13 protein-coding genes are annotated in these 15,908 nt (G+C 38.7%); 2 read left to right on the forward strand and 11 right to left on the reverse strand.

Annotated elements, in window-relative coordinates:
- Nucleotides 1-4 precede the first annotated feature (4 nt).
- The 4 genes from IQ236_RS14735 to fghA form a co-directional block, all read right to left on the reverse strand.
- Nucleotides 5-1,405, reverse strand: a complete 1,401-nt coding sequence (locus tag IQ236_RS14735; RefSeq protein ID WP_322744180.1) for an ATP-binding protein — start codon at nucleotides 1,403-1,405, stop codon at nucleotides 5-7.
- 118 nt (nucleotides 1,406-1,523) lie between these two features.
- Nucleotides 1,524-3,380 (reverse strand): two-component system response regulator, encoded by a 1,857-nt coding sequence (locus tag IQ236_RS14740; protein ID WP_193869936.1) that lies wholly within the window; start codon nucleotides 3,378-3,380, stop codon nucleotides 1,524-1,526.
- Nucleotides 3,377-6,151, reverse strand: coding sequence for a response regulator (locus IQ236_RS14745; RefSeq protein ID WP_193869937.1), 2,775 nt, complete (start codon nucleotides 6,149-6,151; stop codon nucleotides 3,377-3,379). The genes IQ236_RS14740 and IQ236_RS14745 overlap by 4 nt, the downstream gene beginning before the upstream one ends.
- Before the next feature lie 502 nt (nucleotides 6,152-6,653).
- The gene (gene fghA, locus IQ236_RS14750; protein ID WP_193869950.1) at nucleotides 6,654-7,499 is read right to left on the reverse strand and encodes an S-formylglutathione hydrolase; all 846 of its coding nucleotides are present in this window, start codon (nucleotides 7,497-7,499) and stop codon (nucleotides 6,654-6,656) included.
- Between the two features lie 159 nt (nucleotides 7,500-7,658).
- Here fghA and IQ236_RS14755 point away from each other — a divergent pair, with 159 nt between their 5' ends.
- Entirely contained in the window at nucleotides 7,659-8,282 is a 624-nt protein-coding gene (locus tag IQ236_RS14755) for a ribonuclease III domain-containing protein (protein ID WP_193869938.1), read from the forward strand.
- Nucleotides 8,283-8,299: 17 nt separating this feature from the next.
- Nucleotides 8,300-8,425 (forward strand): YnfA family protein, encoded by a 126-nt coding sequence (locus IQ236_RS28345; RefSeq protein ID WP_407676155.1) that lies wholly within the window; start codon nucleotides 8,300-8,302, stop codon nucleotides 8,423-8,425.
- Here IQ236_RS28345 and IQ236_RS14765 read toward each other — a convergent pair.
- The 7 genes from IQ236_RS14765 to IQ236_RS14795 form a co-directional block, all read right to left on the reverse strand.
- The gene (locus IQ236_RS14765) at nucleotides 8,422-9,531 is read right to left on the reverse strand and encodes an S-(hydroxymethyl)glutathione dehydrogenase/class III alcohol dehydrogenase (protein ID WP_193869939.1); all 1,110 of its coding nucleotides are present in this window, start codon (nucleotides 9,529-9,531) and stop codon (nucleotides 8,422-8,424) included. The genes IQ236_RS28345 and IQ236_RS14765 overlap by 4 nt on opposite strands.
- Nucleotides 9,532-9,567: 36 nt before the next feature.
- The gene (locus IQ236_RS14770) at nucleotides 9,568-11,085 is read right to left on the reverse strand and encodes an MFS transporter (RefSeq protein ID WP_228041651.1); all 1,518 of its coding nucleotides are present in this window, start codon (nucleotides 11,083-11,085) and stop codon (nucleotides 9,568-9,570) included.
- Between the two features lie 184 nt (nucleotides 11,086-11,269).
- On the reverse strand, nucleotides 11,270-12,214 hold the full coding sequence (gene recO / locus IQ236_RS14775; RefSeq protein WP_193869940.1) for a DNA repair protein RecO: 945 nt from the start codon (nucleotides 12,212-12,214) through the stop codon (nucleotides 11,270-11,272).
- Nucleotides 12,215-12,248: 34 nt separating this feature from the next.
- Nucleotides 12,249-12,935 carry a deoxyribose-phosphate aldolase gene (deoC, locus tag IQ236_RS14780; RefSeq protein WP_193869941.1) on the reverse strand — a complete coding sequence of 229 codons (687 nt, stop codon included), beginning with the start codon at nucleotides 12,933-12,935 and terminating at the stop codon, nucleotides 12,249-12,251.
- A gap of 71 nt (nucleotides 12,936-13,006) precedes the next feature.
- Nucleotides 13,007-14,326: a DNA cytosine methyltransferase gene (locus tag IQ236_RS14785; protein ID WP_193869942.1), complete on the reverse strand. Its 1,320-nt coding sequence runs from the start codon at nucleotides 14,324-14,326 to the stop codon at nucleotides 13,007-13,009.
- Nucleotides 14,327-14,413: 87 nt separating this feature from the next.
- Complete coding sequence (locus tag IQ236_RS14790; protein WP_193869943.1) at nucleotides 14,414-14,656, reverse strand: DUF4926 domain-containing protein; 243 nt, start codon at nucleotides 14,654-14,656, stop codon at nucleotides 14,414-14,416.
- 262 nt (nucleotides 14,657-14,918) lie between these two features.
- The coding region (locus IQ236_RS14795; protein ID WP_193869944.1) for a VWD domain-containing protein at nucleotides 14,919-15,908 on the reverse strand (990 nt) is incomplete at its 5' end.

A 15,908-nucleotide genomic window follows, 5' to 3' on the forward strand; every position in this document is an offset into this window, starting at 1 on the left:
ATGACTAAATAAAGGGTAATAAAATCTCGAATTCTGTCCCGATTCCCGGTTGCGATCGCAATTTTAACTGTCCGCCATGTTTAGCGGTGACAATATGATAACTCAAGGATAAACTGGTTTCTTTTTGAGGGCGTTTGGGATTAGAAAAGGAGTCTAATATCTTTTGTTGTTCTTCAGCAGAAAGTCCGGGGCTATTATCAGCAATGCAAATTGAAACCCAACGTTCAGGGGCATTAACCTGATCCGTCGAGGATGAATCTAAATTAATCATTCCAGTGGTAATTATAATTTGGGGAAGCTCAGAAGGCTCAATTCCTTGAGTATTTCCATATTCATCCACCCAATCTTGTTTAATGGCTTGATTGAGAAGAGAATCAAATCCATGAATCAAAACATTAATAAATACTTGGTTTAATTGTCCAATATAACAGGTAATTGGAGGCAAATGACCATAGTTTTTAATAATTTTAATATCCCGATTAATCCGACTTTTCATCAAGAGTAAAATACTATCTAAATGGCTATGTATATCCGCAGGTTTGGGATGTATTTCATCAATATGGCAAAAGTTTTGTAAACTGGTGGCTAATTTACTGAGTCGTTCGGTTCCACTTTTAATACTAGATAAAAGTCGGGGAAAATCTTGGCGTAAAAAATCAAATTCAATCTCTTCTTTCAACGCTTCAATAGCAACAACAGGTTGAGGATAATGTGTTGCATAAGCATCCAAAAGCTCAATTAAACTATCACTATAGGTAATTAAATGGGTTAAATTTCCCCAAATAAATCCAACGGGATCTAAAATTTCATGGGCGACCCCATCCACTAATCGCCCTAAACTTGCCATTTTTTCACTTTGTAATAATTGAACTTGGGTACGTTCATAACGAACTTGGGTTTCAATTCCTCGAATTTGCCAATAAGCTAAATTCAGTTCATGACTATTTAAAAGACGATAGGGCACCATCCAAGGATAATCCGCAGAAGCAAGCCAATTTCCCTGTACAACAATTGGGTCTGCATATCCCGGTGCGGAGCGTTTCAAAGATTGTTGAGTTGCGGTTAAAATAGAAGTCTGTGCAGGTAACACTAATACCGGAGTTCGGATATAGCTATAAACCACATCCAGGGATTGATCCAGAAACAATTCTAACCCCTTGGGACGTAAAAAAAATTCCAAAAGACCTCGCCGAGAAATCATCCCCAAAAATTCTGAAGTGTCATTTTCTTTTGGATCTACAATAATCACACCCGGAAGTAAGGGATGTCGTTCAAAGTGTTGAACTAGATCTCGAACAGAACACCCCAAAACCACTTGAAAATCATACAACGGTAAATCTTCTAGGGTAGACTCTAAACCTAAATCTCCCCCGGTTTGATTTTCCCATAAATACGGTATAGACACTCTCGTCAAGGTAGTTTCCCGCAGTATGAATTACACAGTTACCTATAGCCTAGACTAACATTAAGTTTAAAAAAATTGCCAAAAAATCAATGAATTTTAACGAATTCATTTATCTCTATTACCAATGGGGATTATCCTGGAGTAAGGCTTGAGCAGCATTAGCATCTACTGGCGGAGAAAAATAATAACCTTGTCCTTCTTCACATCCTAGATTTTTCAGTAAGGATAACTGTTCTTCAGTTTCTACCCCTTCGGCGGTAATTGTCATATTCAAATGATGAGCCAGGGTAATAATCGCATGAATAATTTCTAAATTTTGGCGAGTTTCAGTAATTCGCTTAATAAAGGAGCGATCAATTTTTAAATTATGCAGGGGAAACCGATGTAAATAACTCAGGGATGAATATCCGGTTCCAAAATCATCAATACTTAACTGAATATCTCGGTCTCGGAGTTGTTGTAAAAGTTCCGTTGCTGATTCAGGATGATCCATAATCGCACTTTCGGTGATTTCTAATTTTAAATAACTGCTATTTAACTGAGTCCTTAAAAGAATTTTATCAATATTTTGAATTAAATTAACTTGAGAAAATTGTTTAACAGAGAGATTAACACTCATTTTAATTTTATCTTTAAATAAACCTTGATCTTGCCACGTTTTTAACTGTTGACAAGCTTCTTTTAACACCCATAACCCAATGGGAATAATTAATCCGGTTTCTTCGGCTGCTGGAATAAATTCCCCCGGAGAAACTAACCCTTTTTGGGGATGATACCACCGGATTAAAGCTTCAAATCCATTAATTCTGCCCGTTGTTAAGGAAATAATGGGTTGATAATATAAGAGAAATTCTTCACGATGTAAAGCCCGTCTTAAATCGGTTTCTAATTCTAAGCGTTGTTGGGCGTGATAGTGCATTTGAGTATCAAAAATTTGATACCGAGCTTTTCCCAAAGCTTTAGCTTGATACATGGCAATATCTGCATCTCTTAACAAATGTTCGGGCTGTTCATAGGTTTGATCCCCGACAACAATGCCAATACTGGCATTAATAAATAATTCTTGATCATCAAATTGAAACGGCCAACTCATGGAGGTTTGAATTTTTTGAGCTAAACGGCTGGCATCCTCGGAACCCTGAATATTTTCTAATAAAATTGTGAATTCATCTCCCCCAAATCGAGCCAACATATCTGTAGGGGTTAAATGGGTTTTAAGACGACGTGCGATCGCAATTAATAACCGATCTCCGGCAAAATGTCCTAAAGAATCATTGACCACTTTAAAGCGATCGCAATCTAAAAATAACACCGCAAATTGATAATTGGGTTCTTGTTGGGTTCGTTGTAAAGCTTGAATCAATCGATTCATAAATAACACCCGGTTGGGTAAACTGGTGAGCGCATCATGGGAAGCCATGTGCAGTAATCGTTTTTGAGTTTTTTGATGTTCTGTTATCTCTTGTTCTAACCGTTGGTTTAAGGTTTTTAATTGCAAATTTGCCGATTCTAATTCTTGAGTCCGTTCTTGAACTCGTTGTTCTAATTCTTCATTCAATTGCCGAATTTCTGCCTTCGCCATTTGTAACGCCATTTGATTTTCAATCCGAGCAATCACTTCTTCAAATTGAAAAGGTTTAGTAATATAATCGGCTCCCCCGACTTCAAAGGCTCTAACTTTATCAATGACTTCATTGAGAGCACTTAAAAAAATCACCGGAATATCACGAGATAGCTCATTGCTTTTGAGATGTTGACAAATCGTATACCCATCCATATCCGACATTTTAATATCCAGGAGAATTAAATCCGGCGGTAGGGTTTGCACTGCCATAATTGCCATTTGTCCGGTCATCACCCCGCGAACTTTATATCCTAGCTGCATTAAAGTCGTAGATAAAAGCCGTAGATTTTCTAGGGTGTCATCTACGATTAAAATATCTGCTTTAAAAGATCGATGGAAAGAATAATTCATTGCTGGGTTGCTGTTTGCGCTAAATCTATTATCTGATCAAACGAAAAATTATTCACCAGCACCATGAGAGACTGAGCAATATGGCGATGGGATGGGGGAATTTGTTGCAGGAGTTGTAAAATCTGCTCTCCATCGGCGGCGGCTGCACCGTAGCGCAGGGCTATTAACCAGTCGGAAGACATAATTTTCAAAGCATCGGGAGTTAAAATAGGAGGGTCGATTTTGAGACCTGACTCGGAACAGTCAATTTCAGGAGCATATAAGTACCGTACCCCTAAATGGTGACCAATGGTTTCTAAAAGTTGTTCTTCTCGACAAGGTTTTCTGACGAAATCATCGCACCCTGCGGATAAAACAACAGTCCGTTCTTCTTCAAAAACGCTTCCTGTTAAGGCAATAATTACTGTTGCTTCACCTTTTAAATGGGATTTAATTTGTTTGGTGGCTTCATAACCATCCATCACAGGCATTCGCATATCCATGAAGATTAAATGGGGTTGCCAATGATTCCAAATTCCTAGAGCTTCTTGACCATTTTGAGCTTCACGCAGATCAAACCCTAAAGGCGATAATAAGTGAAGTAACAGTTGTCGATTTGTTAGATGATCATCCACAATTAAAATTCGATAATTGGGTTGATTGGGTTCGATTCCGATCACCTGTTTAGTAGAAATTAAGGGTTTTAAATTCAAAAAATGAACGGGATAAATATGAATATAAAACCGAAATAAGGTTCCTTGATTGAGCTTACTTTCTACTTGAATTTCTCCCCCCATCAAGCGAATAAATTTTTGACTAATCGTTAATCCTAATCCGGTTCCTTGTTGGGATTTTTTTCCCGTTTCGGTTTGGATAAAGGCTTCAAATAATTGAGTGAGTTCCTCCGGTGCTATCCCAGGGCCAGTATCTTCAATTTCAAAATATAAATAAGTTTGTTCGGATTCATTTTGCTCCCAAAAAGAAGAGTCAAACACTAAAATGTTTGGTTCTAAAGGAGGTTGAATTTTTACTCTTAATATAACTTGTCCTTCGGATGTAAATTTAATCGCGTTTCCTAATAAATTAATTAAAACTTGACGAAGTTTTCCTTCATCCGATTGAATATATTGAGGCAAGGTTGTATCCCATTCAAAAATCAGATCTATTCCTTTAGATTTGGCTTTTAATTCAAACAGTTGCTTTAAGGACGTTAAGCAAGCGTAGAGATCAAAAGAACTTAAGTTTAAAACTGTTCTTCCTGATTCAATTTTGGTTAAGTCTAAAATTTCATTAATTAACTTGAGTAAATGTTCGCCAGAACGATTAATAATTTCTAAATTTTCTAATTGTTTAGACTCAGCCTCGGACTGACGCAGCATTAATTGGGTAAAGCCTAAAATGGCGTGTAAGGGTGTTCTTAATTCATGACTCATATTGGCTAAAAATATACTTTTAGCACGGTTGGCTAATTCCGCCGATTCTTTAGCTTGTTTGAGTTCCGTTGTTCGTTCTTCGACCTTAACTTCCAGGGTTTCAAAGGAATCTTTGAGTTGAGATACCATTTGATTAAAAGATTGGGATAACACTTCTAACTCATAAATTCCTGGAGAGTGAATTTCTTGTTGAATTTGTTCTAATTCCCCTTGGGCTATTTTTTGAGCGGCTTGATTTAATTCTAAAATCGGTTTCATAATCCATCGTGTTGTTAAAAAACCGAAAATTAGAGCCATAAATAAGGCGAAAAAGCATAGAAAAATAGTTTGATAGTTATTTTTTTGAATTCGTTCCATAAAGTTAGATTCGGGAACGACCAAAATAATTAACCAATCTAGTCCGCGTTGATCTGAGTAAGGAATAACTTGGATAAATTGTCGTTCTTTTTGATAAATAAAACTAGAGTGATATCCCGCATTAATCCTTTTAAAATTGTCAAATGTTTTTAGCAAATATTCACAGGAAGCTTGTAAAAGAGGATCGGCGCTATTCAGAGCTTGAATTCGTTGAGTTTTGCCATTTTGATCAATTAAAAAAGGTCGAGGTAAGGTGGAACTTGCCACAATTAATCCTTGACGGTCAATCATAAAAGTCTGCCCAGATTTATTAACTTTTAAATCTTTCAGAAAGTCACTCAATTGATTTAAAAATACGTTACTTGCTAATACGCCTAAAATTTTGCCTTGTTTATCCTTCACAATTACACTGGCAGATAAGGCGATTTCGGGATAAGCATGATAAGTAAAAATCGAGCTCCAAATCGAATGGTTACTGGTGATGGCTGCTTTGTACCAAGGTCGTTGACGAATGGGAAAATTAGGCGTTTCTCGAACTAATTTTTTAGGTTTTCCTTGACCATCTAATTCAAAAAATTGAATCCCCCCTTGGGTAGATTTACCTGCTTTCATCATCAGTAAAGGAGATTGATGAAATCTCCCACTTCCGATAAATTCATTTTTTTCACTCGCAAAAAATACAAAATTGATTGTTTTAAACCGTTGTACTTGTAGCCAAAAGTGATGGTACAACTGTTGGGGATTATTAATATCAATATAACCGTTATTAATCGCATCTAAATTAAGTTGATTAATTAGATGGGGAACTTCTAAAAATTCATTCAATTTTTGTTCAATTCGATCTGAAGTTTCCCGGTGCATTTGATTCACAACATCTTCTACAGAAGCTTGGCTGGAACGAAAGGACATCCACCCAACCAGCCCAACGGTTGTAAAAAGTTGTACAATAAAGGGAACTATTAGTACCCATCGTAAAGGTAGTTTAAGCCATAAAACAGTCATTGAATGAATTTTATAAATAAATGGAGAATTGTTAACTTTTATTAAAATTTTGATCAAGGTTTAACTCTTAGTTTGATCATAAAGCAAAAGCTTTGCTAAACAGCAATTATTAGTCTAAAAAGTTACAATGAGGAATCAAACGGATGAGTCAGGAAGGATTTAAACGGTACAGTCAGTAGCCAGCAGTCCCACCAACACGGTGATTAACTCATGCTGATGTAACCAACCTAAACAGTAAAATCTTTTCCTCTGTGTTCTGTTACTTGCTATGACAGAATAAAAATTAAATTTAAGAGAAAATAGGTAGGTTTAAATAAATTCTATCGCTGATGACCTTACCTGAAAAATCCACACCCACTCTGATGAGAGGGAAACTTCCCCACCAATGGAGAATTCGCTCGCGGCTGCTTTTATCGGCTCTATTTTCTTTAATCTCATCGTTTCTGCTTCCCTCCTGGTTTAGCGATGAGTATTAATATTATTTCGGGTTTAATTTAGAAATTTAAGTTAATGAACTCGCATGGTGACGAATATGATCCTCGATAAACGTTGCAATAAAATAATAACTATGATCATATCCGGGCTGCATTCGTAAGGTTAAAACCTGCCCAACGGCTGCACAAGCTCTTTCAAAGACTTCCGGTAATAATTGTTCAGTTAAAAACGGATCAGCCGTACCAATATCAATTAAAATTGGCTGATTAAATTGTCCTCGCTGGACTAATTCACTGGCGTCATAATTACGCCACTCTTCTTGATTTGCTCCTAAATAAGCTTTAAACGCTTTTTGACCCCAAGGACAACGCATCGGCGCCAGAATGGGAGCAAAAGCAGAAACGGATAAATATTGTTCAGGGTTGCGTAACGCACAAACTAAAGCCCCATGTCCCCCCATAGAATGACCAAAAATCCCCTGTTTATTCGGAATAGCTGGAAACTGTTCGGCGATGAGTTGGGGTAACTCCTCGACGACATAACTGTACATTTGATAATGACGACTCCAGGGTTCTACCGTCGCATCGAGATAAAATCCCGCCCCAGTTCCTAAGTCCCAGTCCTCATCTTCCCCTGGGGTTCCCGTATTGCGGGGGCTGGTATCGGGTACAACCACCATTAAGCCGTATTTTGCAGCTAATCGTTGGATACCGGCTTTAATCGTAAAGTTTTCTTCCGTACAGGTTAACCCTGAAAGGTAGTAAAGTACGGGAACAGGGTGAGATTGAGCTTGGGGCGGTTGATAGACGGAAAATCCCATCTCGCTATCACAAGTTGCGGAAAAATGGCGATAGAAGCCTACTTTACCGCCAAAGCATAAACTTTCACTGATGGGGTTCAGGACAGCAATCATTTGTAAACTCCCAATAGGTAGAGGTTGGCGGTTGACCATAACCCTCTGCATAATTCCAAACTTATTTTATCAATCGGAAAAGCAAACTCTGGTTTTCCGTAACTTCTCTTTAATATCCTGTAGATCACTTTTAATTAACCTTTAAATTTTTCTCGAATCATGATTAATTCAAATTTTGTCAAACACCAACTTGGAATCAAGGCTTTTCATCATCAAGAATTGTTAGAAATTGCCTTAACTCATCCTGATGCTATTGCAGAAAGCGTAGAGTTAACCCGGGAACAACAAAAGTCGAGAACCTTAGAATATTTGGGAATTAATCGTTTAGGTTCTAACTTATTTAGTCAGATGGTGGATGATTATTTATATCTGCACTGTTCCCATTTAGGATCAGCAACCCGGATTCTCCTCAAAAGTGATTTGGTTAGTCCTGCTATTTTAGCACAATTAACGATAAAAATCAATCTTGATCAGGGAAGTGATTTGGGGAAAAATTATCCGTTAAAACCCGACTTTGAACAAGAAAAAATATTAGCGGAACTATTTGAAGCGGTGGTCGGTGCTGTTTATTTAGAGTGGGATCGAGATTTTGAAAAAACCTATAATTGGTTAGCCAATCAATTTTTGGCAGAAAGGGTGAATCAAATTTTAATGGATTTGTTTGTTGAGTTTGTCCCGGCTGCGGAGTGGGATGCTAATTTTTATCCCTGGTTTGGTTCTAATCATTTAACCTGTCCTTCTCAAAACTCATCCTCAAAATCCAATTCTCTTTCCTGCTCATAACCGATAAAAGTGTTAATATTCTCTTATATTTTTGGCTTCAAGTTGAAGGAGTCAAACCCGATCAATGGGATTTACTGGGAGCAACAATTTGTCTGGTGGGTACTATGATTATTCTGTTTGCTCCCCATCGAAATCCCGTTTAAAACGTTACTACAGTCCGAATTGATTCTCCTTGGTGCATTAAGTCAAACGCTTCATTAATTCGCTCAACAGGCATAATATGGGTAATTAAATCATCAATATTAATTTTCCCCTCCATATACCAATCCACAATTTTAGGCACATCCGTCCGACCTTTTGCGCCGCCAAAAGCTGTTCCTTTCCAAACTCTTCCCGTCACTAATTGAAACGGACGGGTACTAATTTCTTGACCCGCACCTGCGACCCCAATAATCACACTCACGCCCCAACCTTTATGGCAACATTCTAAGGCTTGACGCATCACCTTAACGTTACCAATACATTCAAAACTATAATCCGCGCCGCCTTGGGTTAATTCAACTAAATAAGAGACTAAATCCCCTTCAATTTCTGTTGGGTTAACAAAATGGGTCATCCCAAATTTTTCAGCAATTTCTTTTTTAGCAGGGTTAAGATCGACACCAATAATTTTATTAGCTCCTACCATTTTTGCCCCTTGAATCACATTTAATCCTATCCCCCCTAAGCCAAAAACCACCACATTTGCACCGGGTTCAACTTTAGCGGTATTAATCACAGCACCCAGACCCGTTGTTACCCCACAACCAATATAACAAACCTTATCAAAAGGGGCATCTTCTCGAATTTTGGCTAAGGCAATTTCGGGTAAAACGGTATAATTAGAAAAGGTAGACGTTCCCATATAATGATGAATAATTTTACCATTTTTAGAAAAACGACTACTCCCATCCGGCATTAAACCTTTGCCTTGAGTGCCCCGAATGGCTTGACACAAATTGGTTTTAAAACTTAAACAATATTCACATTGACGACATTCGGGAATATACAAAGGAATCACATGATCTCCGGGTTTCAGACTTTTAACGCCAGCACCCACTTCAACAACAATTCCGGCGCCTTCATGACCTAAAATAGCCGGAAATAACCCTTCAGGATCATCACCGGAAAGGGTATAAGCATCGGTATGACAAATTCCGGTTGCTTTAATTTCTACTAAAACTTCTCCCTCTTTTGGGCCTTCAAGTTGAACCGTTTCTAAACTTAAAGGTTTTCCAGCTTCCCACGCAACGGCGGCTTTAACGTCCATAATTGACCTTTAATAAAGTGAGCAGTTAGTTATCCATTATTCAGCAAGATGGGGAGCATTTCGAGAGATTAACCAAGTCAGGAAACCCCCGGCGATCGCTAATCCTGCTAAACTTAAAAACACATTAGATAATCCTATTAAAGTTTCAGCAAATCCCGCTAAGGCGAGAGGTAAACTTAAGGCAATATTAATCGCATTATTCTGAAGTCCAAAAACTTTCCCGCGCATTTCTTCCGGGGTTTCAGCTTGAATAGTGGTTTGCATGGGAATAGCAACAATAGCCCCAAAAATTCCTAAGCATAAAATCAAGCTCAAAGTCGGCCATAATTGTTGATTAAAAATGGATAACCCAACTAAGGAACTTGCCACACCCAGAGAACCCATTAACGCCAGTTGGAAATGGGCAAACCGATGACCGAGATGACCGAGAATGGTTGCTCCAATCCCCATTCCCGCCCCTCCAGCCGCTAATAAAAAGCCAAATTGGGAGGAACTAATTTCAGGAATAATTTCCGCTAAACGTACAGCTAAAACGGCTAAGGCTGCAAAAATTGAAAATAGAATGATTAATTGTAATAACGCATTCCTAATTAAGGTATGATTGCTTAAATATCGAATTCCATCCCGCAAATCTGCTAAAATATGGGGTTGTTCATGGGGAGAATTATTGTTTTGTTCTTTTGGATTTAACAACAGCAGAATTAACCCAGCAATGACATATTCTCCGCCGACAATCAATTCTTTACCTATGGCTTCAAAACCGAGTAAATTACCCATGAAATCAGCCAAAGCTAATAAAGGTTCGCCCACCGCAAACCCGACAATGACGGAAGCCATCATGGTTGTTGTATAAAGAGAATTTGCGGATAATAAATGCCGTTTTTCAACAACTAAAGGAATCGCTGATTGTTCAGCAGGTGCAAAAAATTGAGTTAAAGTAGAAACTAAAAAAGTTGTGATTAATAAAATATAAAACCCAACGGGTAATTGACCCAATTGTTGACCCTGGAATAGCCACAAAACGACGGGTAAAGCCAGAACTAACCCCCCTCGTAATAAATTAGTAATCACTAAAACGGCTTTTTTTGACCATCGATCAACAAATACCCCCGCTCCCGCCCCAAATAAAACCGCCGGGATGGTAAATGCTATCATAATGGCTGATACCCACCCACTAATTGTTTGATCAGCCTGTTGAAAGCGGGTGGAAATAATCGCAATCATTAACACTAAATACACTTTATCGGCCAATTGGGAGAACAGTTGTCCACTCCAAAGCGCCAGAAAATTCTTATTTCTCAGAACAGGTAAAAATCCTCGTTTTTCCTCATCTTGGGGCGGCTCAGGAAGACTCCCATTGTTTTTAGTTCCAGTGTCCTCGACCTCTGGAGAAACGAGGGGAAAAGAAGGCGTTGAATGCCCATTTTTTACTGGGTCTAATTCTACGGAGGTAGAAGCGGGAATTTCTAACAAGGAGTCAGTCTCCCAATCTTTCATGGTGGCCCAGGGTTGATGGAATTTAAACTGTTTTTCTAAATCTTGCGATCGCATCATACATACTATTAAAGCAGCATTCTCAAAGGAGTCAGGCTTGAGGGAAAAATCACGGGAATTCCTGGAGGCGGAAAATTCCGTTCAGGGCTTCTCATGATTTCACACTCTCCTTAACAGTTTAATGATCAATTGGATCACTCGCGTCACTCTGAGCAAAACCCAGGAGAGAAATCCGAACCAATTCTTAAAACGGTGGGTCTACAATAAATTGGTGGGTAAAGGTATCAATCAGTAACCCTGACCGGATCGGATAGCCTAAATGATATTCTGTATATTGTCGTAATATCCGTTCTACCGTCATCCAATCAAAGGCGGAAATTGAGGGAGAAAAAGATAAAGCCCCGGTGTCCAGGAGTTGCGGTTGGGCTAACTGTTGCAAAATGGCTAATTGCGGGGCGGTGAGTTTGGTATTAATCTTGAGTTTGGGTTGAGGAACTGTTTCAATGGTGTAAGAGTTCCCCGACTCAGCAACAGTGGGGGATTTTGAGGTGGCTGGAGTCGATTTTTGAGGTTGGGGAGAAGAGGGACGGTGTAATTTTGTCCACTCAGACAGGTTAATAATTCCTCCCGCATCTACGCTAAACCCTACTCGCCACTGTTCATCGGTAAAATTAGGACGCAGCAGACGTTGAGTTAAACAGCACAATTGGACTTGGGGGGCTGTCCCGGCTAAGGCGAGAAGATGAAAAATACCTTGAGTTAAACTAGCAATAATTTGGGTAGAATGGGCGATTAAGGGAGAATTGGGGAGACTTTGTAAACGGTTTAAATGTTCATTTAGTAAAACAAATAAATCCTCTTGGGGATGGTCGCTTAAAGCTTGGTTTAGCACCACTTCTGCTAAATATTGACTCGCGGCTAATTTGCCTAAATTTTTGCCTAATCCTGAATAGGTGGTTAGAGTTTCGGCTTGGGTTATTTTATCAAGCGATCGCCCTTTAGCAATTAATAATTGATTAACAACAAATAATTCACTGCGTCCCCCTAACCGCGATTTCGCTTTTCTCGCTCCCGGCGCAATCACTCGAATTAATCCAAATTCTCGCGTTAAAATGGTTAAAAGGCGATCGGATTCTCCAAAAGGTTTCCCTTTTAAATTAATCCCCGTAGCAATATAAGTTTTATTCATTGAATTTTGATAATCTGTTATTGGGTATCCGTTATCAGTAACTATCTTCTTCTTGGATATTTGTAGTCAAAATCTCAACACCACGAGAAGTGCCTAAACGAGTCGCTCCAGCTATGATTAAATCAACCGCTTGTTGGTAGGTTCTAATTCCACCAGAAGCTTTAATTCCTACTCGTCCTTTAGCAATGGATTTAATCAGTTGAATATCGGCAACGGTTGCTCCTCCATACCAACCCGTACTGGTTTTAATATAAGCAATTCCCGCATCCATTAACACTTCAACGGCTAGGCGTTTTTCATCTTCTGTGAGAATTGTCGTTTCAATAATAGCTTTTACCGTTTGCCCCGTTTCTTCACAAATTTCAGCAATTTCTTGATATAATTCCTCGGTTTTATTGGTTTTTAACCAACTTAAATTAATCACAACATCTAATTCCGTTGCTCCATTTTCAACCGCTTCTTGAGCTTCATAGAGTTTAACTTTAGAGGTTGTGGCTCCCGTTGGAAACCCGATCACCGTTGAGACTTTTGGCGGTTTTCCTTGCAGTAGTTCTTTAGCAAGTTTAACATAACTAGGAAATACACAAACGGAAGCAAATTTATAACGTTCTGCTTGATAACAAAACTGTTGAATTTCTTCCGGGGTTGCGGTTTGATTGAGTAAGGTATGGTCAATATAGGGAGCAATATCTAAATCACTATAACTAATTGTTTTAACCATAAGATTTAGGGGAACTGATGAACTAAATTTTATTTTATCTTCTTTAATTTTACCAGGGATTACCTGATTTTTTAAACTTTATTTTTATTTTCTCTTCTTCGGGGTTCTATAATATTAGGATCAACATTATACCATTTGGCCGCTTGTAATCGATTCAAATACAGTAACGTATCATTTCCTAATCGTTTTTCTTCTATTGGTGGAGTTAAATTAATCCCTAAAACACGAATAATCTCAGCCGCTATCGCTTTTGCTAATAACGGGGGAACTGAGTTTCCAACCTGTCGAAATCCATGCCATTTTGTCCCCTGAAATCTAAACCAGTCAGGATAGGAATGTAACCGCGCGGCTTCTCGCACCGTAATACAACGGGGAGAATAGGGATGAATAGGACGAGGGGAAGTAAACGCGCCTCGGTTACTCGGTGTTCCGGCTCTTAAAGTATTACATAATCCGTTGGGATCGAGTTTATAAAATCGACTAACTTTTTCTATTTTCCCCCATTCTGTGGCTTCAAATCGCGCAATTGATGTAGGGTTATGTTGCGATCGCAAACTACAAGTTAATAAATTTCGATCATAAATTCGAGGATAAGAATAATCATTATTTGATCGATATATATTATGCAATATTTTAGCATATTGGCTCTGTTTCTTATACTCTACAAAAGTATAATCTTTTAATTTTAACTCTTGATATTGTTCAATTTCGGGTAAATCTCCAATAGCATCCCAAACCGTCGGACAGGGAAGAAGATGGTTGAATTTCTCCTCTAATTTAGGGTTAACCTTTGGGGGTTTAGTTATGGCTGGGGGATAACTCGGTAAAGGTAAATCTTGCCGACATCCTAAAAGAAATAAACGAGATCGATCTTGAGGAACCCCATAATAAGAAGCATTTAAGACTTGATAAGGCTCTACGACTTGATACCCATTATTATGCAATGTCTCAATAATTTCAGCCATAAATTGCTGATGTTTACCAATGGTTAAACCGGGAACATTTTCTAAAACAAAATATTTCGGCTGTAATTCCTGAATTAATCGAATAAAGTGAAACATTAAACTATTTCTAGGATCATCAAACGCTCGTTTCCCAATCAAAGAAAACCCTTGACAAGGTGGCCCCCCAAATACAACATCAATCTCTCGCTCCCCAATTTCAGAATCATTCCTAATTTCTAATCCTTTTATCTGTTCAATATTGCCACATAAAACCGTCCAAAAAGGAAAATTATATTCATGGGTTGCACAATGAATCGGATCAAGTTCTACTGCGGCTAAAACATCAAACCCAGCTTGTTCAAAGCCTAGGGTCATTCCTCCAGCACCCGCAAATAAATCGACAGCAATAGGTCGGTGTTGAGTCTGCACAATTAATCGTTCTAACATTCAAACGGGGAAACAAAATATTATTATAAACTAATCCACCTCTACATCTAACAATAATTAAATCAGGGTCTAGGAGCAGGGTTCGCGCTAACTTACAGATTCTACTAATTCATAATGTAAAAGCATTAACATTGTAGCGGGAATCGTCTCCATTGCATAAGTTGTGCCATCTTGATGAGAAAATTCTACCTCAAAGGCACTGCCATCAAATTCCATCACCACTGTTCCTACTTGCCCTTTAGATAATTTAATTATTTCTTTAGTTTCAAAATAGGTTGCTTCTATGTCTTCTGTTAAAGCAACAATATCTAGGTCTTTAATTGTTTGCATTGTTTTTGCCTCACTTTTTGACGGGATAACAAGATGACCATTGGGCAGTTTCACTATTAATAATTTTTTTTTAAGGATAAAATAGAATATTTATTATCATAGAATAATTTATAGTTGCTCATTTGTATAGTTGACAAATAAGCAACTATATCCTCTTTGGGTGGGGCGGGTTTATTAAGGTTATTGATAGTTGACAAAATGGGTCGGCGAACCCGCCCCTACAAGCCTGTAGGGGAAGGTTTATAACGGTTATCTGTGAGAATTAGAACGGTAAAGGAACTGGAATTGGAATTCGGTTGCGAATTTCCCGTTCGACTCGTTCACGAACTTTATTTTTCAGGAAGTTAGCCGCAACACGGGCAAAACCTGTTTCACCTGTGACCGCAACATCAAATAAACAACCTTCTAAGCGATCGCTCGGAACTTCAGCTTTTTGACAAGCTTCTTCTGCCTTAGCAACGGCATCAGGAGCCAGCATTCTTAAGATGACAAAACCATTGGGAAAGGCAGGATTAGTGAAACTACCCGTATTTTTTCCAGGGGCATAATCAAACAGTGATTCAGTTTGAGAAATTCGCCAACTATTGCCAAATTGACTATGAATTGTATCTAAGAACGCTTCAGTTAAGGGATCAATTGGAATCGGAATCCAGCGATTAATATTAAAGTTATTTAATACAGATCGGGCAGTATCCATCGCTTCTTGATTTTGGGGAATAACACGACCATCACGAGTCATAAAGTCATCAGAAGGATTGCCATTAAAGTTACCGAGTAATCCTTCTAATTGACCTCGATCATTTTCTGTTAAACCTGTCGATAGATCGATCATGGGAGAACCACCAGGGTCTGCAATTTCAAAGGTGGCGACTTCTCCTGTCGGCCATTGAATAGTCCAACTTGTACCTGCATTCTGAGTAATACTACCTCCACCCGCAAGGTTTTGTGTGCCCTTAAGCTCAACGGGTTTACCATCAATTCTCAGAGGAATTTTTGTTTGGTCATCGGGGAAACCAGTTGCATAAATTCCCACTCTCGCATCACCGACTTTCATAGCGACTGCGGAGTTTATAGAAACGTTGTTGCGGTTTTTGTAGGGTGCTTGTCGAACTTGAATTTCAAATTGACGGTTTTTGGTGCGGGTAAGAACAAATTCGCCGACGGCTTGATAATCGTATTTTTGTCCGTCCATAGTTATTAGGTGAGGCTCTCCGTGTGAGCCACCACCGCCAGGAACAACCTGTGGTCTGGG

The organism is Planktothrix mougeotii LEGE 06226 (assembly GCF_015207485.1).
GTDB lineage: Bacteria > Cyanobacteriota > Cyanobacteriia > Cyanobacteriales > Microcoleaceae > Planktothrix.